Annotated in this window: 12 protein-coding genes and 2 pseudogenes; 8 read left to right on the forward strand and 6 right to left on the reverse strand. The window is 70.4% G+C overall.

Features of this window, described 5'->3' with window-relative positions:
• The first annotated feature begins 389 nt into the window (after positions 1 to 389).
• Together ACFWX1_RS10455 and ligD are read left to right on the forward strand one after the other, a co-directional pair.
• Positions 390 to 978, forward strand: a pseudogene (locus tag ACFWX1_RS10455) (phosphatase PAP2 family protein).
• 55 nt (positions 979 to 1,033) lie between these two features.
• Complete coding sequence (gene ligD, locus ACFWX1_RS10460) at positions 1,034 to 1,987, forward strand: non-homologous end-joining DNA ligase (protein WP_378385925.1); 954 nt, start codon at positions 1,034 to 1,036, stop codon at positions 1,985 to 1,987.
• A 42-nt stretch (positions 1,988 to 2,029) separates the two neighbouring features.
• Here the strand turns inward: ligD and ACFWX1_RS10465 are convergent, their stop codons facing one another.
• Genes ACFWX1_RS10465 through ACFWX1_RS10485 form a run of 5 tightly spaced genes read right to left on the reverse strand, consistent with a single transcriptional unit; the run spans position 2,030 to position 6,823 of the window.
• Complete coding sequence (locus ACFWX1_RS10465; RefSeq protein ID WP_378385927.1) at positions 2,030 to 3,544, reverse strand: flavin-containing monooxygenase; 1,515 nt, start codon at positions 3,542 to 3,544, stop codon at positions 2,030 to 2,032.
• Positions 3,541 to 4,053, reverse strand: coding sequence for an FAD-dependent oxidoreductase (locus ACFWX1_RS10470; protein WP_378385929.1), 513 nt, complete (start codon positions 4,051 to 4,053; stop codon positions 3,541 to 3,543). The genes ACFWX1_RS10465 and ACFWX1_RS10470 overlap by 4 nt, the downstream gene beginning before the upstream one ends.
• A complete protein-coding gene (locus ACFWX1_RS10475) occupies positions 4,050 to 4,979 on the reverse strand; it encodes a ferritin-like domain-containing protein (RefSeq protein WP_378385930.1) in 930 nt (309 codons plus the stop codon). Before ACFWX1_RS10475 ends, ACFWX1_RS10470 begins: the two co-directional genes overlap by 4 nt.
• Before the next feature lie 9 nt (positions 4,980 to 4,988).
• A complete protein-coding gene (locus ACFWX1_RS10480) occupies positions 4,989 to 5,825 on the reverse strand; it encodes an SDR family NAD(P)-dependent oxidoreductase (protein ID WP_378385932.1) in 837 nt (278 codons plus the stop codon).
• On the reverse strand, positions 5,822 to 6,823 hold the full coding sequence (locus ACFWX1_RS10485) for an alpha/beta hydrolase (protein WP_378385934.1): 1,002 nt from the start codon (positions 6,821 to 6,823) through the stop codon (positions 5,822 to 5,824). Before ACFWX1_RS10485 ends, ACFWX1_RS10480 begins: the two co-directional genes overlap by 4 nt.
• Positions 6,824 to 6,868: 45 nt before the next feature.
• Here ACFWX1_RS10485 and ACFWX1_RS10490 point away from each other — a divergent pair, with 45 nt between their 5' ends.
• A complete protein-coding gene (locus ACFWX1_RS10490; protein ID WP_378385936.1) occupies positions 6,869 to 7,510 on the forward strand; it encodes a TetR/AcrR family transcriptional regulator in 642 nt (213 codons plus the stop codon).
• A gap of 190 nt (positions 7,511 to 7,700) precedes the next feature.
• On the opposite strand, the gene ACFWX1_RS10495 is transcribed toward ACFWX1_RS10490, so the two are convergent.
• Positions 7,701 to 8,408 carry a CDP-alcohol phosphatidyltransferase family protein gene (locus tag ACFWX1_RS10495; RefSeq protein ID WP_378385938.1) on the reverse strand — a complete coding sequence of 236 codons (708 nt, stop codon included), beginning with the start codon at positions 8,406 to 8,408 and terminating at the stop codon, positions 7,701 to 7,703.
• Between the two features lie 53 nt (positions 8,409 to 8,461).
• Between ACFWX1_RS10495 and ACFWX1_RS10500 the strand changes: the two genes are divergently transcribed.
• From ACFWX1_RS10500 to ribA, 5 genes and pseudogenes are all read left to right on the forward strand, one after another.
• The gene (locus tag ACFWX1_RS10500) at positions 8,462 to 9,430 is read left to right on the forward strand and encodes a zinc-binding alcohol dehydrogenase (RefSeq protein ID WP_378385940.1); all 969 of its coding nucleotides are present in this window, start codon (positions 8,462 to 8,464) and stop codon (positions 9,428 to 9,430) included.
• A 28-nt stretch (positions 9,431 to 9,458) separates the two neighbouring features.
• On the forward strand, positions 9,459 to 9,857 hold the full coding sequence (locus ACFWX1_RS10505) for a 6-pyruvoyl tetrahydropterin synthase family protein (RefSeq protein WP_378385942.1): 399 nt from the start codon (positions 9,459 to 9,461) through the stop codon (positions 9,855 to 9,857).
• 8 nt (positions 9,858 to 9,865) lie between these two features.
• Positions 9,866 to 10,921: pseudogene (locus tag ACFWX1_RS10510) on the forward strand (glycosyltransferase family 4 protein); the annotation flags it as partial.
• Positions 10,910 to 11,749, forward strand: coding sequence for a class I SAM-dependent methyltransferase (locus tag ACFWX1_RS10515; protein ID WP_378386034.1), 840 nt, complete (start codon positions 10,910 to 10,912; stop codon positions 11,747 to 11,749). The pseudogene ACFWX1_RS10510 and the gene ACFWX1_RS10515, both read left to right, overlap by 12 nt.
• A gap of 5 nt (positions 11,750 to 11,754) precedes the next feature.
• Entirely contained in the window at positions 11,755 to 13,374 is a 1,620-nt protein-coding gene (gene ribA / locus ACFWX1_RS10520; protein ID WP_378385944.1) for a GTP cyclohydrolase II, read from the forward strand.
• The last annotated feature ends 24 nt before the right edge of the window (positions 13,375 to 13,398 follow it).

Genomic DNA, 13,398 nt, shown 5'->3' on the forward strand with positions numbered 1-13,398 from the left:
CCTTGCGATGTTTTGGTTTGTGGGGTTTTGGGTGTTCTTGGGACTCGCGGTGTTGGTGGTGATACGCGCGGGGGCGTCGCTTTCCGCGAACGCTCCGTTCGCGACGATCAACGTCTCGAACGGAGCGTTCGCGGCATGAGAGGCATGGTGTCCGGCGGCGTTGTGCCGGTGTCGTGAACGGCGTGGTCGAAACCGCGGGGATCCAGCTCACCGCGGGGGCAGGAGAGGGGCGGGACTGGCCGGGCGTGGGGAGCGAGCGGGCGGGTCGCTAACGTTGGCGGGTGAGTTCTTCGTCCGCTGAGTCATCCGCCGGGCAGCCGGCCGGACGGGCTGCCGCGCAAGCCGTCGAGCCGCCCGCGCGGCCGGACGCCGGCGGCAAGCCGAGGGTCATGGCCCGTGTCGCGACCGAGGTGCTTGCGCCGTGGGTGTGGGTGCTCGGGCTGCCGCTGGCCGTAGCGTGGCAGGTCACCGGGCACAGCCTCGGCCGGGCGTTGCTATGGGGACTGGTCGTCGGTGTCACCGGCTCGCTGATCCCGATGGCGGTGATCGTCCGCGGCGCGAAGCGGGGCAGCTGGGACAGCCACCATGTCACCGACCGGGCGGGGCGGCTCGTGCCGTTCGCGGTGTGCATCGGCTCGCTCGGCGCCGGGTTCGTGATCCTGCTCGCCGGGGGGCGCGCCGCACGAGATGGTCGCGCTGGCCGCGGCCGAGCTGGCCAGCCTGGTCGTGGCGCTCGCGATCACGTTCGGGCTGAAGTTCAAGGTGTCCATCCACGCTGCCGTCGCGGCCGGAGCCGTGGTGATCCTCATGGCGGTTTACGGCCCGTGGCTTGCGCTGCTGTTCCCGCTCGCCGGCTGGGTGAGCTGGTCCCGCGTCGCGTTGAAGGATCACACCACGCCCCAGGTCGTCGTGGGTCTGGTGCTCGGGCTCGTCGTCGGGGGCGGCGGCTACCTCGCGCTGGCGGCGGCGCTCGCCTGAGCACGAGCATCCACCGAGTTGACTGTGGCCCCACCGGTGGGCAAGGGTCGATCGTATGAGCGGCGAAGAGGCCCGGCAGGGCGTGACGCTGACCAACCTCGACCAGCCACTGTTCGACGGTGCCGAGGCGACCAAGCGTGATCTGGTCGACTACCTCGAGGCCGTCGGCGACCGGCTCGTCCGGCAGGTGCGGGGCAGGCCGCTGTCGGTCGTCCGTATCCGGCCGGGGCAGGAACCGTTCATGCAGAAGAACCTGCCCAAGTACACGCCGGACTGGGTCAAGCGGGTCTCGATCTGGGCCGAGTCCTCCCATCGCCAGGTGTCGTACGCGTTGTGCGACGACGTGCGGACGTTGCTGTGGTTCGGCAACCAGCGCGCGGTCGAGTACCACCCGACGCTGCTGCTCGCCGACTACTCCCAGGGCCCGACGCACCTCATCCTCGACCTCGACCCGCCGCCCGGCGACACCTTCCGCACGGCTATCGACGCCGCCAAGCTCATCCGCGAAGCGCTGGCCAATGACGGGCTCGCCGGCGCGGTCAAGACCAGCGGCGCCAAGGGCGTGCACGTGTTCGTGCCGATCGTGCCGGGGCTCGCGATCGACGACGTCGCGGCGGCCACCCGCGCCGTCGCCGCCCGTGCCGAGCGGATCGATCCGGCGCTCGCCACGACGGCGTTCATCCGCGAGGACCGCGGTGGCAAGGTCTTCCTCGATTCGACCCGTGCGGGCGGTGCGACCGTCGTCGCCGCGTACAGCCCGCGCATCCGTCCCGGCGCCCCGGTCTCGTTCCCGCTCGCGTGGTCCGAAATCGACGACGTCACCCCGGCCGATTTCACGCTGCACACCGCCGTCGAGCGGCTCGGCGATCGCGACCCGTGGGCCGAGGAGATGCCCGAGCCGCAGGAGTTGCCCGCGGACCTCGTCGAGGAGGGGCACACCATCCCGATCGCCCGGGTCCAGGCAATGCACGAGGGCAAGCGCCGCGCCCGCGCCCGCCGCGCGACCTAGAACGGCTTCGTCCCGATCACGGCGAAGGCTGCCCGAGCTTCGTCAGTGTGCTGTCCCGGATGGTGCGAAGGAATAGTCGTCGAGGTCGAACCATCGGCTTGTCAGCATGGTTTCCAGAGTGGGGGAGGCCCGGAACGGTACGTCCCCGTGCTCGTCGAAGTAGTAGCTGTTGGCCAGTGCGCAGGAGTCCTTGTAGAAGACCTGATGGCGGCGCCTGCCGAGCATGGTCCGGAAGTAGCGGTCGTTGGCCTCGGGAGTGACCTCGATCCGGGTGGTTCCGGTTTCGCGGGCGTTGGCCAGGCAGCGCACGATGTGCCTCGTCTGGGTTTCGATGAGGTTGAAGTACGACGATCCGTTGTAGCCGTAGGGGCCGAGGATGGTGAACAGGTTCGGGAAGCCGGGGACGCTGACTCCCTGATAGGCCTGGAAACGGTTCTCGTGCCAGAACTTTTCCAGGTCGGCTCCCCGGGCACCGCGAACGGTGAAGGCGGGCATGTTGCCCTTCTCGAAGACCTTGAAGCCGGTCGCCAGGATCAGCACATCGGCGGCGTGCTCGACGCCGTCCGTAGTGCGGATGCCGGTTTCCGTGATCGTGGCGATTCCACTGGTTTCGAGAGTGACGTTGGTGCGGTTGAACGTCGGCAGGTAGTCGTTGGAGAAACTCGGTCGTTTGCAGCCGAGGGCGTAGTCCGGGGTGAGCTTGGCGCGTAGCCCGGGGTCGTCGACCGCGTGCCGGAGGTAGGCACGGCCGATCCGTTCTCCGGCGGCGGCCATCGGGAGCAGACCGTGGAAATGCGCGGCGAGCGGGAAAGTCGCTTCGACGAATGACTGGCTGGCCAGCCGCGAGAGACGTCGCGCTCCTGGCAGCCGGCGCAGCATGAGCCGGACCGTGCGGGGGAGGGTGGCGTCGAGTTTGGGCAGGCACCAGATCGGGGTGCGCTGGAACACGGTCAGGTGCTCGGCACCGGGTGCGATCGAGGGGATGACCTGCACGGCGGAGGCGCCGGTGCCGATGATCGCGATGCGGCGTCCGCGCAGGTCGACGTCGTGATCCCAGCGCGCGGTGTGCATGACCGTGCCCCGGAAGTCCGCGAGCCCGTCGATGGCGGGTTCCTTGGGCTGGGTGAGGACTCCGGTGGCTCCCACGACGAACCGGGCGGTGATGGCATCGCCGTCGGCGGTGTCCAGCCGCCACAGGTGCGTCGTGTCGTCGAAGGTCGCCGCCACGACCTTGGTGTTCAGGCGGATCCGGCGGCGGATGTCGTACTTGTCGACACAGTGTTCGGCGTAGGTCTTGAGTTCACGGCCGGGCGCGTAGACGCGGGACCAGTCGGCGATCTGTTCGAAGGAGAACTGGTAGCTGAACGAGGGGATGTCGACCGCGACGCCGGGGTAGGTGTTCCAGTGCCAGGCCCCGCCGACGCCGTCGCCCTCCTCGAGCACGACGAAGTCGTCGAACCCGGCTTTGTCCAGGCCGATCGCGGCCCCGATCCCGGAGAACCCGCCGCCGATGACGGCGACCTCGTGGTCAGGGCGGGCGGCGGCGAGCGCGTTCATGCGGGTCGTCCTTCGGCGGTCGCGGTAGGGGCTGCCGGGGGTCCGGTCAGGGCGGAGCGGTTACCGAGCACGATGCAGTCGACGCGGTGCTCGATGCCTTCGGCGGTGCGGACGCCTTGTTCGGCGACGGCGTAGACGGGCCAGGTGATCAGCTTGCAGTTCGGCCTCCGCAGGGTGGCGAAGTACCCGAGGCTGGCGGCCAGGCGCCGGGAGCCGAAGCGCCGGTCGGGGGTGAGTAGCCGGCGGACCCACGGATCCTTGACCTGCCACCGCAGGTACGCCCTGGCGACCGCGACGCCGACGGCCCTGCCACCGGGGACGTGGAGGGGCACGATCCAGTCCGGTTCCTCCTGGAACACTTTCACCGTCTGCGCGGTGGCGGCCACCTCCGGGACGATCTGGGCCGCTTCGCGTCCCGGCGCGAGCACGGCGACCCGCTGCCCGGTGAAGTCGCGGCCGAACCAGCCGGTACCGCGGATCACTTCGCCGCGGAAGTCGTCGATCCTCATGAAGCCACCGGTTCGTGGGTGATCTCCTCGGTCCACGACTGGGGTTTGCCGAGCCAGCGGGCGGGGACGCGTTTCGTGATCTTCACCATCGGATCGGCCAGCAGCCGGTGGTAGACGTGCGAGCGGTCGACGATCATGGCCGCTTGTGCTTTGAGTACGTGGTAGGCGGGGATCCGCCCGGTGTGCGCGCTGCGCCCGCCGATCGTGGCGAAGCGCTTGACCGCGTTGTAGAGCTTCGTCTCCGGCAGGCCCATGGCCACGATGTTGTCGCGCATCCTGTTGATGAGCGGGACGAACACGACGATCAGCCCGAGGACCACCTGGGGTTTGAGATTGCCGATGGTCTCCACGAACAGCTTGTGCGCCGGCCCCGAACCGATCAGGTCCAGCACCTGGAAGTCGACGGTGATGTGGCGGGACTCGTCGGAGTTGATGTGCCGGAACACCTCATGGCAGACCGGGTCGGTCACCTCCTCCAGCAGGAACTTCACCAGCGCGCCGTCCAGCGCACACTCCAGCAGCGGGATGAGCGTGGCCAGCCCGCTGAGCGGGAGGGTGTCGCCGAAGTCGTCGAGCACCTTGATCGCCAGCTTGACGTTGATGTTCGGCTCCGGCATCGCGTCGCGCTCGTCGAGCATGCCCCAGCGCTTCATCAGCGCCAGCTCGGCGTTGGCGTGTTTCTGTTCCTCGGCGTGGAAGTAGCGGTAGATCTCCTGGATCTCCGGCGTCGGCGCCTTCTTGGCCAGCGAAGCGAAACCCCGCGCGCCGACGTGTTCGATCCAGACCAGGTCGGCCATGAACGGCCGCATCTTGGCACGCAGTTCGCCGGTCATGGTCTCGGCGCCGGGCGCGTCCCAGTCGATGTCGGCCAGCGACCACTGCTTGTCCTTGATCGTCTGCAGCATCGCCGCGAAGTCGTAGGACATCACTCCTCCTCAGTTCTCCGGCTCGGCGCCGGGCAGGAACCGGCCGGCGAGTCCGGCGGTCCTGGCGTACGGGCCGGGCAGGAATCGCTTGGCGTGCCACAGAATCCGGGCGTCGGGCTGGGGCACCACGTAGAGCCGGCCGCGATCGTGGGCGTTCAGTGTCATGCGGGCGACCCGTTCCGGGGAGAATCCGACGACGCCGGAGATCCGCCGGGCCAGCCGGGCGGCCGTGGCGTCGATGAGTTCGCCGCCGAAGATGTTGGTGCGAACGAACGTGGGGCACAGCACCGTCACGCCGACGCCGGTGCCGGACAACTCGGCGGCCAGCGTCTCCGACAGGCTCACGACTCCGGCCTTGCTGACGTTGTAGGCGGCCATTTTCGGGGCGGCGGTGAACCCGGCGGCCGAGGCGACGTTGATGACGCCGCCTGCTCCCGCTTCGCGCATCGCGGGCAGGAACGTGTGACAGCCGTGGATCACGCCCCAGAGATTGATGCTGATCGTGCGGTGCCAGTCCGACAGCGGGCCGTCGCCGACGACCCGGCCGCCCGCGCCGATGCCGGCGTTGTTGACCACCAGGTCGGGCTCGCGGCCGAACCACGAACGGGCCGCGCCCGCGAGGTGATCGACGGCGTCGGCACTGGACACGTCGCACTCGACGGCGATCGCTTCGCCGCCCTGCTCCTTGATTTCGGCAGCGGTCTTCCCAGCGGTGGTGCTGTCGATGTCGGCGCACACCACCCGGCCCGCCCGGCGGGCCAGATCGAGGGCGAACGCCCGGCCGATCCCGCTGCCTGCCCCGGTTACGACGGCGTGTGTGCCGTAGGTGCGTCGACGTCCCGTCACGATGCCTCCTGGGACGCCGCCAGGCGCAGGGGCAGGTCGGCCGGGGTGTGGGTGCCGAGGAAATGGCAGGCACGCTTCAGCGCGGGTCCGGCCTCCGGGACCACCCGGGACAGTGCTTGGAACACGTGCATCTGCCCAGGCACGATGTCGAGTTCGCAGTCGGCTCCCGAACGCCGGAGGGTGCGGGCCAGCTCGATGGCGTCCGCGGCGAGCATTTCCCGGCCACCCGCCTGGATGAGGGTGGGCGGGAAGGCCGAGACGGCGTCGGCGGACAGCCGTAGCCGCGGAGACCGCGGATCGGCGTCCTTTGTGTAGAGGCCGACGAGCCGCGCGGCGCGGGCCGCCGAGACCATCGGATCCCGGCGCATCCGTTCCCGGTCGGCTGCCAGGGAAAGGGTCACGTCGAACAAGGGGGAGAACAGTGCCAGTGCGGCCGGGGCGGCCCGGCCCTCCCGGAGCAGTTGCAGCGTCAGGTCCACCGCCAGGTGCCCACCCGCGGAGTCACCGGCCAGCAGTATCCGTTCCGGGGCGCCCACCTGGTCCACGAGCCAGTCGTAGGCGGCGCGCACGTCGTCCGCTGCGCTCGGAAACCGGTGGCGGGGCGCGAGCCGGTAGTCGCACGCGAACGCCGGCAGTCCAGTCCCCTCAGACAGCCGTGTGGTCAGCCCGCGATGGGTACGGGCCGAACACACCGCGAACCCGCTGCCGTGCAGGTAGAAGATCACCGCGTCGTCCCGCCGGACCCCGGGGCCCCGAACCCACTCGCCGCGCACGCCGAAACCACCGGCGGAGGTACGGGCCAGTGGCCGGATGCGGCTTCCCGGCAGCGCGGGACCGGCGATGCGCAGGCCGCCTGCCACGAGCCAGCGGGTGAACAGCACGCCGGAACGGTTGTTCGGGATCACGGCGGTGAGAGGCCGCACCGTGACGGAGGTGAGGGCCGCCGCCACACCGCTCCGGGCGCGGCGGACGTGACGCAGGCCATTCTGCGGTCGCATGCCATCAGAATGAGATCTGAGGGCGGTCGATGTCAAGATGGGCAGGTGACCACACCGCCTGCCACCTCGCGCCGCTACGGCGGCAAGTCGGCTGACCAGCGTCGCGAAGAGCGGCGACGTGCCCTGGTCGGCGCCGCCACGGACATCTGGCAGGACCAGGGCTGGGCCGCGGTCACCATGCGCGGCGTCTGCGCCCAGGCAGGTCTCACCGATCGCTACTTCTACGAGAGCTTCGCCAATCGCGACGAACTGCTGGCCACCGTGTGGGACCAGATCCGCGACGAGACGCTCGGCATGCTCCTGCGAGTGGTGGCCGAACACTCCGACCTGCCGGCGCTCGAGCAGCTCCGTGCCGCACTCGACGTCGTCGTGCATCACATCCAGGAAGAACCCGCGCGCGCCCAGCTTCTCTTCGGTGACCACTCCGGCAGCGCGATCCTGGAACAGCGGCGCAGGCAGACCGTTCAGCAGGCCACGGACATCCTCATCCAGCTGTCCCGGCCGTATCTGCGTGACGACGTCGACGAAGCGGCCTTCAGGGTCAACGTCCTGCTGGGCATTGGCGGCTTCGTGGAGATCATGCTCGCCTGGCGGTCCGGCCTCCTCGACGCCGACGCGGACACCCTTGTCGCCCAACTCGCCGACATCGCCACGTCGCTTTCCGGGACTTTTCTCCGCACTGGCTGAGCCAGGCCCTCCGGCCCGGACCGCGGGGCCGGGGGCCGAAACGACCAGGCCACCCACCGTCGCGAGAAGGACTTGCCGATGGACGTCCACCCGCTACGAGAAGCAGGTCTGGCGTCACGACGTGGCCGTCCACATCGGACTGATCACTGCCTGCCGAGTTGATGTGACAGGGCAGGGCCTGACGCGTGTCTCAGGCCGCGCGGTGCCGTGCCAGCCAGGCGGCGTCACGGCCGAACGACCAGCACAGCGACGCGAGCGCCAGCGCTGTCACCGTGATCGCAAACGTTTGCGGCAGCGCGCCCGACGCCGCGACGACGAGCACGACGCCCTGGAACGCGGCGACGGTCTTGCGGCCCATGCTCGGCGGCAAGGGTGCCTTCAGCCACGACAGGAACCACGACGCGACCACGAAGGCGTAGCGCATCGCTCCGATCGCCAGCACCCATGGTCCGAGCGATCGCGCGACGAACACGCTCAGCACCAGGATGAGGAACGCGTCCACCTCCATGTCGAAGCGCGCGCCGAGCGGGGAGACGGTGCCGGTGCGGCGGGCGACCTGTCCGTCGGCGGCGTCCAGTGCCAGTGCGATCGAGGCGAGTGCGACGAGCGTCGGGATCGGGGCCGGTCGTGTCACGGTGTCGGCGACCAGTGCGGTGACGCAGCCGACGAGCGTCGCCCGTGTGAGCGTGACGACGTCCGCGGGCCCGAGTCGCGTCCCTCGCAGAGCGACGAGCAGGAGGGCGCACAGCGCGATCGCGTAAGCCGATCCGCTGAGCCAGCCCGCGAGACCGAGACCGTCCACTTTCCACACCAGCGCCAGCAGAACGAGCTGGAGCGCCGCTCCCGCGAACGGTCCCCACCCGAACGTGACGGCGCCACAGCGGATCCGGATCGCCATGGCCGGCTCCTTTCACCGCGTAGGGTGCGATCGAGACTAGCTCGGAGGTGTCCATGCGCGCCGCAACCGCTTTCTGGCTCACTGGCCCCGGCCACGGGGAGATCCTCCCCGTCGAGCTGCCCGAACCCAGCGACGGCGACGTCGTCGTGCGCAGTGTCTGCTCGGGAATCAGCCGCGGCACCGAGTCGCTGGTTTTCCGTTGTGGCGTACCGGAAAGCCAGTATCACCTGATGCGCGCGCCGTTCCAGGAAGGCGAGTTTCCCTGGCCGGTCAAGTACGGCTACCTCAACGTCGGAGTCGTCGAGGAAGGGCCGCGTGAGCTGCTCGGCCGTACCGTCTTCTGCCTCTACCCGCACCAGACCCGGTACGTCGTCCCGGCCGCCGCGGTGACGCCGGTGCCGGACACCGTGCCGCCGGGACGCGCCATCCTCGCCGGCACGGTCGAGACCGCGGTGAACGCGCTGTGGGACGCGAAACCGCTGATCGGTGACCGGGTCGCGGTCGTCGGCGCCGGGATGGTCGGCTGTTGCGTCGCGAAACTCCTGGCGGGTATTCCCGGGGTCCGCGTGCAGCTCGTGGACATCGAACCGGCGCGGGCGGAAGTCGCGGCCGGGCTCGGCGTCGAGTTCACCAGCCCCGCGCAGGCCAAGGGCGGCTGTGACCTCGTCGTGCACGCCAGCGCGTCCGAAGCCGGGCTCGCCCGGTCGCTGGAACTGCTCGCGCCGGACGGCGTCGTCGTCGAGCTGAGCTGGTACGGCGACCGGAAGATCAGCCTGCCGCTCGGCGAGTTCTTCCACTCGCGGCGGCTGACCGTGCGCGGCAGCCAGGTCGGCACCGTGGCGCGGCCGGGGCGCGACTTCGCCGACCGGATGGCGCTGGCGCTGGAACTGCTCGCCGATCCGGCGTTCGACGTGCTGGTCACCGGGGAATCCGCCTTCGCGACGCTGCCCGCTGTGATGACGCGTCTGACGAACAGTGAACCGTCCGCGCTTTGCCACCGTGTCCTCTACGAGGGGACCTAGGCACGGCCGACGTTTCTGGAGGGAACGGGTGTTCACTGTCACCGTCCGCGATCACATGATGGTCGCGCACAGCTTCCGCGGCGAGGTCTTCGGCCCGGCACAGCGGCTGCACGGGGCCACGTTCGTGGTCGACGCCTCGTTCCGCAGGGCGGAACTCGACGCGGACGGCATCGTCGTCGACATCGGCCTCGCCACCCGGGAACTCGGCGCTGTGCTGGGTGATCTCAACTACCGCAACCTCGACGAGGAGCCGGAGTTCGCCGGCGTGAACACCTCCACCGAGTTCCTGGCCAAGGTCGTCGCCGACCGGCTCGCCGAGCGCGTGCACGCCGGTTCGCTCGGGGAGGGCGCCCGCGGGATCGACGGGATCATCGTCACGCTGCGTGAATCCCATGTCGCCTGGGCCAGTTACGAGCGTGCGTTGTGACCGGCGAGGTGCTCGTCGTCCTGCCCGGCGACGTCGACGACGTCTCGGTGCCCAGCGGCGGTAACCAGTACGACCGCCGTGTCTGCCAGGGGCTGCTGGTCGCGGGGTGGCAGGTACGCGAACTCGCCATCGCGGGCGCTTGGCCCCGGCCGGACGACGACGCGTGCGCCGAACTGACCAAGGCGCTGGCCGAAGCGCCTGATGACACGGTGGTGCTCGTGGACGGTCTCCTGGCCTGCGGAGTTCCCGAGATCGTCGTACCGGAGGCTCGGCGCCTGCGGATCGCGGTGCTGCTGCACCTGCCGCTGGCCGAGGAAACAGGACTCACCCCCGACACGGCCGCACGGCTCGACGCGGCGGAACGGGAAACGCTCCTGGCGGCGAGTGCGGTCATCACCACCGGCGCGGCCGCCGCGCGTCGGCTGATCGAACGTCACGGGCTGGACCGCGACCGGGTGCACGTCGTCCCGCCGGGCACCGACCCCGCACCGCCCGCGCCGGGCACCGACGGGATGTCGCGATTGCTCTGCGTCGGCTCCGTGACGCCGCGCAAGGGACAGGACGTGCTCGTCGAAGCGTTGGCAGCGCTGGAAGATCTGCCTTGGACGTGCGAAATCGCCGGGCCGGTGCGACGTGATCCCGGGTACGTCGAACGGCTTCGTGCCCTCATCGACAGGCGCGGTCTGACCGGTCGGATCACCCTCGCCGGGCCGCGGATCGGCGCGGATCTCGACGCCGCGTACGCGGCCGCTGACCTTGTCGTGCTGCCCTCGCACGCCGAGACGTACGGCATGGTGATCACCGAGGCACTCGCGCGCGGGCTGCCGGTGCTCGCGACGACGGCCGACGGTGTCCCGGACACGCTCGGCCTGGCGCCGGACGGGACCATGCCCGGAATCCTTGTCCCACCGGGAAACGCCGACATTCTCGCGGACACGCTCCGCTGCTGGTTCGCCTCGCCGGGCCTGCGTGATCAGCTGCGGGAGTCGGCGCGGCTGCGGCAGCGTTCGCTGCAGGGCTGGGGCTCGACGACGCGGCAGCTCGCGGAGGTACTGGAGCGGCTCGAAGCGACCGGTAGCGGGAGCGGGTTTTCGGTGGAATGGTTGCGGCTGCGGGAAAGCGCCGACGCCGCCGCGCGCGCCGGCGAACTCGTCGATCTGCTGCGGACGCGCCTGCCGAGTCGCGCGCCGCTGGTGATCCGCGACCTCGGCTGCGGCACCGGCGCGATGGGGCGCTGGCTCGCCAGACGGCTTCCCTGCCCGCAACGCTGGATCCTGCACGACCGCGATCCCGTCCTGCTCACGCACGCGAGCGAGAACCTGCCCGCCACCGGAATGGGCGGCGAGCCCGTCACAGTCGAGACCGAACGGCGCGACATCACCCAGCTGCACGCGGACGACCTCGCCGACACGTCGCTGGTGACGGCGTCCGCGCTGCTGGATCTGCTCACCGCCGACGAGGTCACCGCGCTGGCCGACGCCTGCGCCGAGCACCCGACACTGCTGGCGCTGTCGGTCGAGGGGCGGGTCGAGCTGACCCCGCCCGACCCGCTCGACGGCGAGATCGAGGCCGCGTTCAATGCTCACCAGCGCCGCACCGCCGAGGGCCGCGACCTGCTCGGCCCCGACGCTGTTGACTTCGCGGCCGGGGAGTTCGAACGCCGGGGCGCGGTGGTGCACCGGCACGCCAGCCCGTGGCGGCTCGGCGCGGCGGAGGCGCCGCTGCTGGCGGAATGGCTCCGCGGCTGGGTCGCGGCGGCCTGCGCGCACCAGCCCGGCCTCACCGCCGCCGCTGAGTCCTATTTGGATAGACGGCTGGCCGAGTGCGCGGACGGCGCGCTGCGGGCCGTGATCCACCACGGTGATCTGCTCGCCCTGCCAGCGGGAGTGTGAGGACGATGCGCGCGTTCCTGCCGTGGCTGCGGGCGCTGGCGGCGCTGGCCATCATCGGGATCCTGGTGTGGCAGCTGGGTTCGGCGGCGTTCCTGGCCGCGTTGCACGTGATCGACGGTCGCGTGGTGTTCGCCGCGCTCGCGATCGGCGCGGTGACCACCGTGTTCAGCGCCTGGCGCTGGTGCCTCGTCGCGCGGCGTCTCGGCCTGCGGCTTTCGTTGCGTACGGCCGTTCCCGACTACTACCGCGCGTTGTTCCTCAACGCCGTCCTGCCCGCCGGGGTACTCGGCGACGTCCACCGCGCCGTTCAGCACGGACGCGGGGCGGGGGACGTCGGGCGCGGGGTGCGCGCGGTGCTGCTCGAACGCACCGCGGGCCAGGTCGTCATGATCGGCGCCGGGCTCGCCGTCCTGTTCTTCCGCCCGTCGGTGGTGCCCGCCGAATTCCGCGACGTCGTCACGATTTGCGGCGTCGTGGTGGTATTCGCCGCGGGGTGCCTGCTCGCCGCCGGTTTCACGGTGGGACGGCGATGGGCGGCCAGTACGTCGAAGTGGCGTCGCGGGCTCGGCGTCACGCTCACCGACATCCGCGCCGGGCTGCTCTCCCGGACGTCCTGGCCCGGTGTGGCGGTGCTGTCCGCGCTGACACTGGCCGGGTACCTCGCGATGTTCCTGGTCGCGGCGCGGGCCGCGGGCTCGACCGCGCCGATCGACGAGCTGCTGCCCCTGCTGGTGCTGGTGCTGCTGGCGATGGGATTGCCGGTGAACATCGGGGGCTGGGGACCGCGCGAAGGCGTCGCCGCGCTGGCCTTCGGCGCCGCCGGCCTCGGTGCGGCGCAAGGGCTCACGGTCGCGGTGGTCTATGGCGTGCTGGTGCTCGTCGCGAGCTTGCCGGGCGCGGGAGTGCTCCTCATCCGTGCGTGGGCGGATTTCTGGGAGCAGCGGGCGAAGGACAGGAACGGCGAGGATGGGACGAAGGCGATGACCGAGGATCTCACGGAGGCACACCTCCCCCAGCCGGTCGTCGACCGGATCGTGGACACCCGGCTTCCCACGGCGTATGGGGATTTCCGCGCCGTCGGGTACCTGGACCGGCGCAGCGGCGACGAACACGTCGCACTCGTCCACGGCGATGTCAGCGGCTACGGGACGCTGGTCAGGATTCATTCGGAATGCCTCACCGGGGACGTCTTCTCCTCGGCGCACTGCGAATGCGGGGATCAGCTCGCCGCCGCGTTGCAGGCCATCGTCGCGGAAGGCGCGGGCGTGCTCGTCTACCTGCGTGGCCACGAGGGGCGCGGGATCGGCCTGCTGGCCAAGCTGAAGGCCATGCGGCTGCAGGAGGCGGGGCTCGACACCGTGGACGCGAACCTCGCGCTGGGGCTGCCGGTCGACGCGCGGGACTTCCGGGCGGCGGCCGAGATCCTCCGTGACCTGGGTGTCCTCTCGGTCCGGCTGCTCTCGAACAATCCCCACAAGCTGGACGCGCTCCAGTGCGACGGGATCGGCGTCGTGGCGCGGGTTCCGCTGCTGGTGCCGCCGAACGACGAGAACATCCGCTATCTGCGGGCGAAACGGGAACGGCTCGATCACTACCTGCCGCATCTCGACGAGGTCGGTACCTAGGCCGCGTTGGACAAGTAAGGCTCG

This window comes from Amycolatopsis sp. NPDC059021 (genome assembly GCF_042739895.1).
Classification (GTDB): domain Bacteria; phylum Actinomycetota; class Actinomycetes; order Mycobacteriales; family Pseudonocardiaceae; genus Amycolatopsis.

Coding starts and splice junctions, on each gene's coding strand:
- ACFWX1_RS10495 (WP_378385938.1), bottom strand. CDS start 8,408: ATGGCGATCCGGATCCGCTGTGGCGCCGTCACGTTCGGGTGGGGACCG.
- ACFWX1_RS10470 (WP_378385929.1), bottom strand. CDS start 4,053: ATGAGGATCGACGACTTCCGCGGCGAAGTGATCCGCGGTACCGGCTGG.
- ligD (WP_378385925.1), top strand. CDS start 1,034: ATGAGCGGCGAAGAGGCCCGGCAGGGCGTGACGCTGACCAACCTCGAC.
- ACFWX1_RS10500 (WP_378385940.1), top strand. CDS start 8,462: ATGCGCGCCGCAACCGCTTTCTGGCTCACTGGCCCCGGCCACGGGGAG.
- ribA (WP_378385944.1), top strand. CDS start 11,755: ATGCGCGCGTTCCTGCCGTGGCTGCGGGCGCTGGCGGCGCTGGCCATC.
- ACFWX1_RS10465 (WP_378385927.1), bottom strand. CDS start 3,544: ATGAACGCGCTCGCCGCCGCCCGCCCTGACCACGAGGTCGCCGTCATC.
- ACFWX1_RS10475 (WP_378385930.1), bottom strand. CDS start 4,979: ATGTCCTACGACTTCGCGGCGATGCTGCAGACGATCAAGGACAAGCAG.
- ACFWX1_RS10485 (WP_378385934.1), bottom strand. CDS start 6,823: ATGCGACCGCAGAATGGCCTGCGTCACGTCCGCCGCGCCCGGAGCGGT.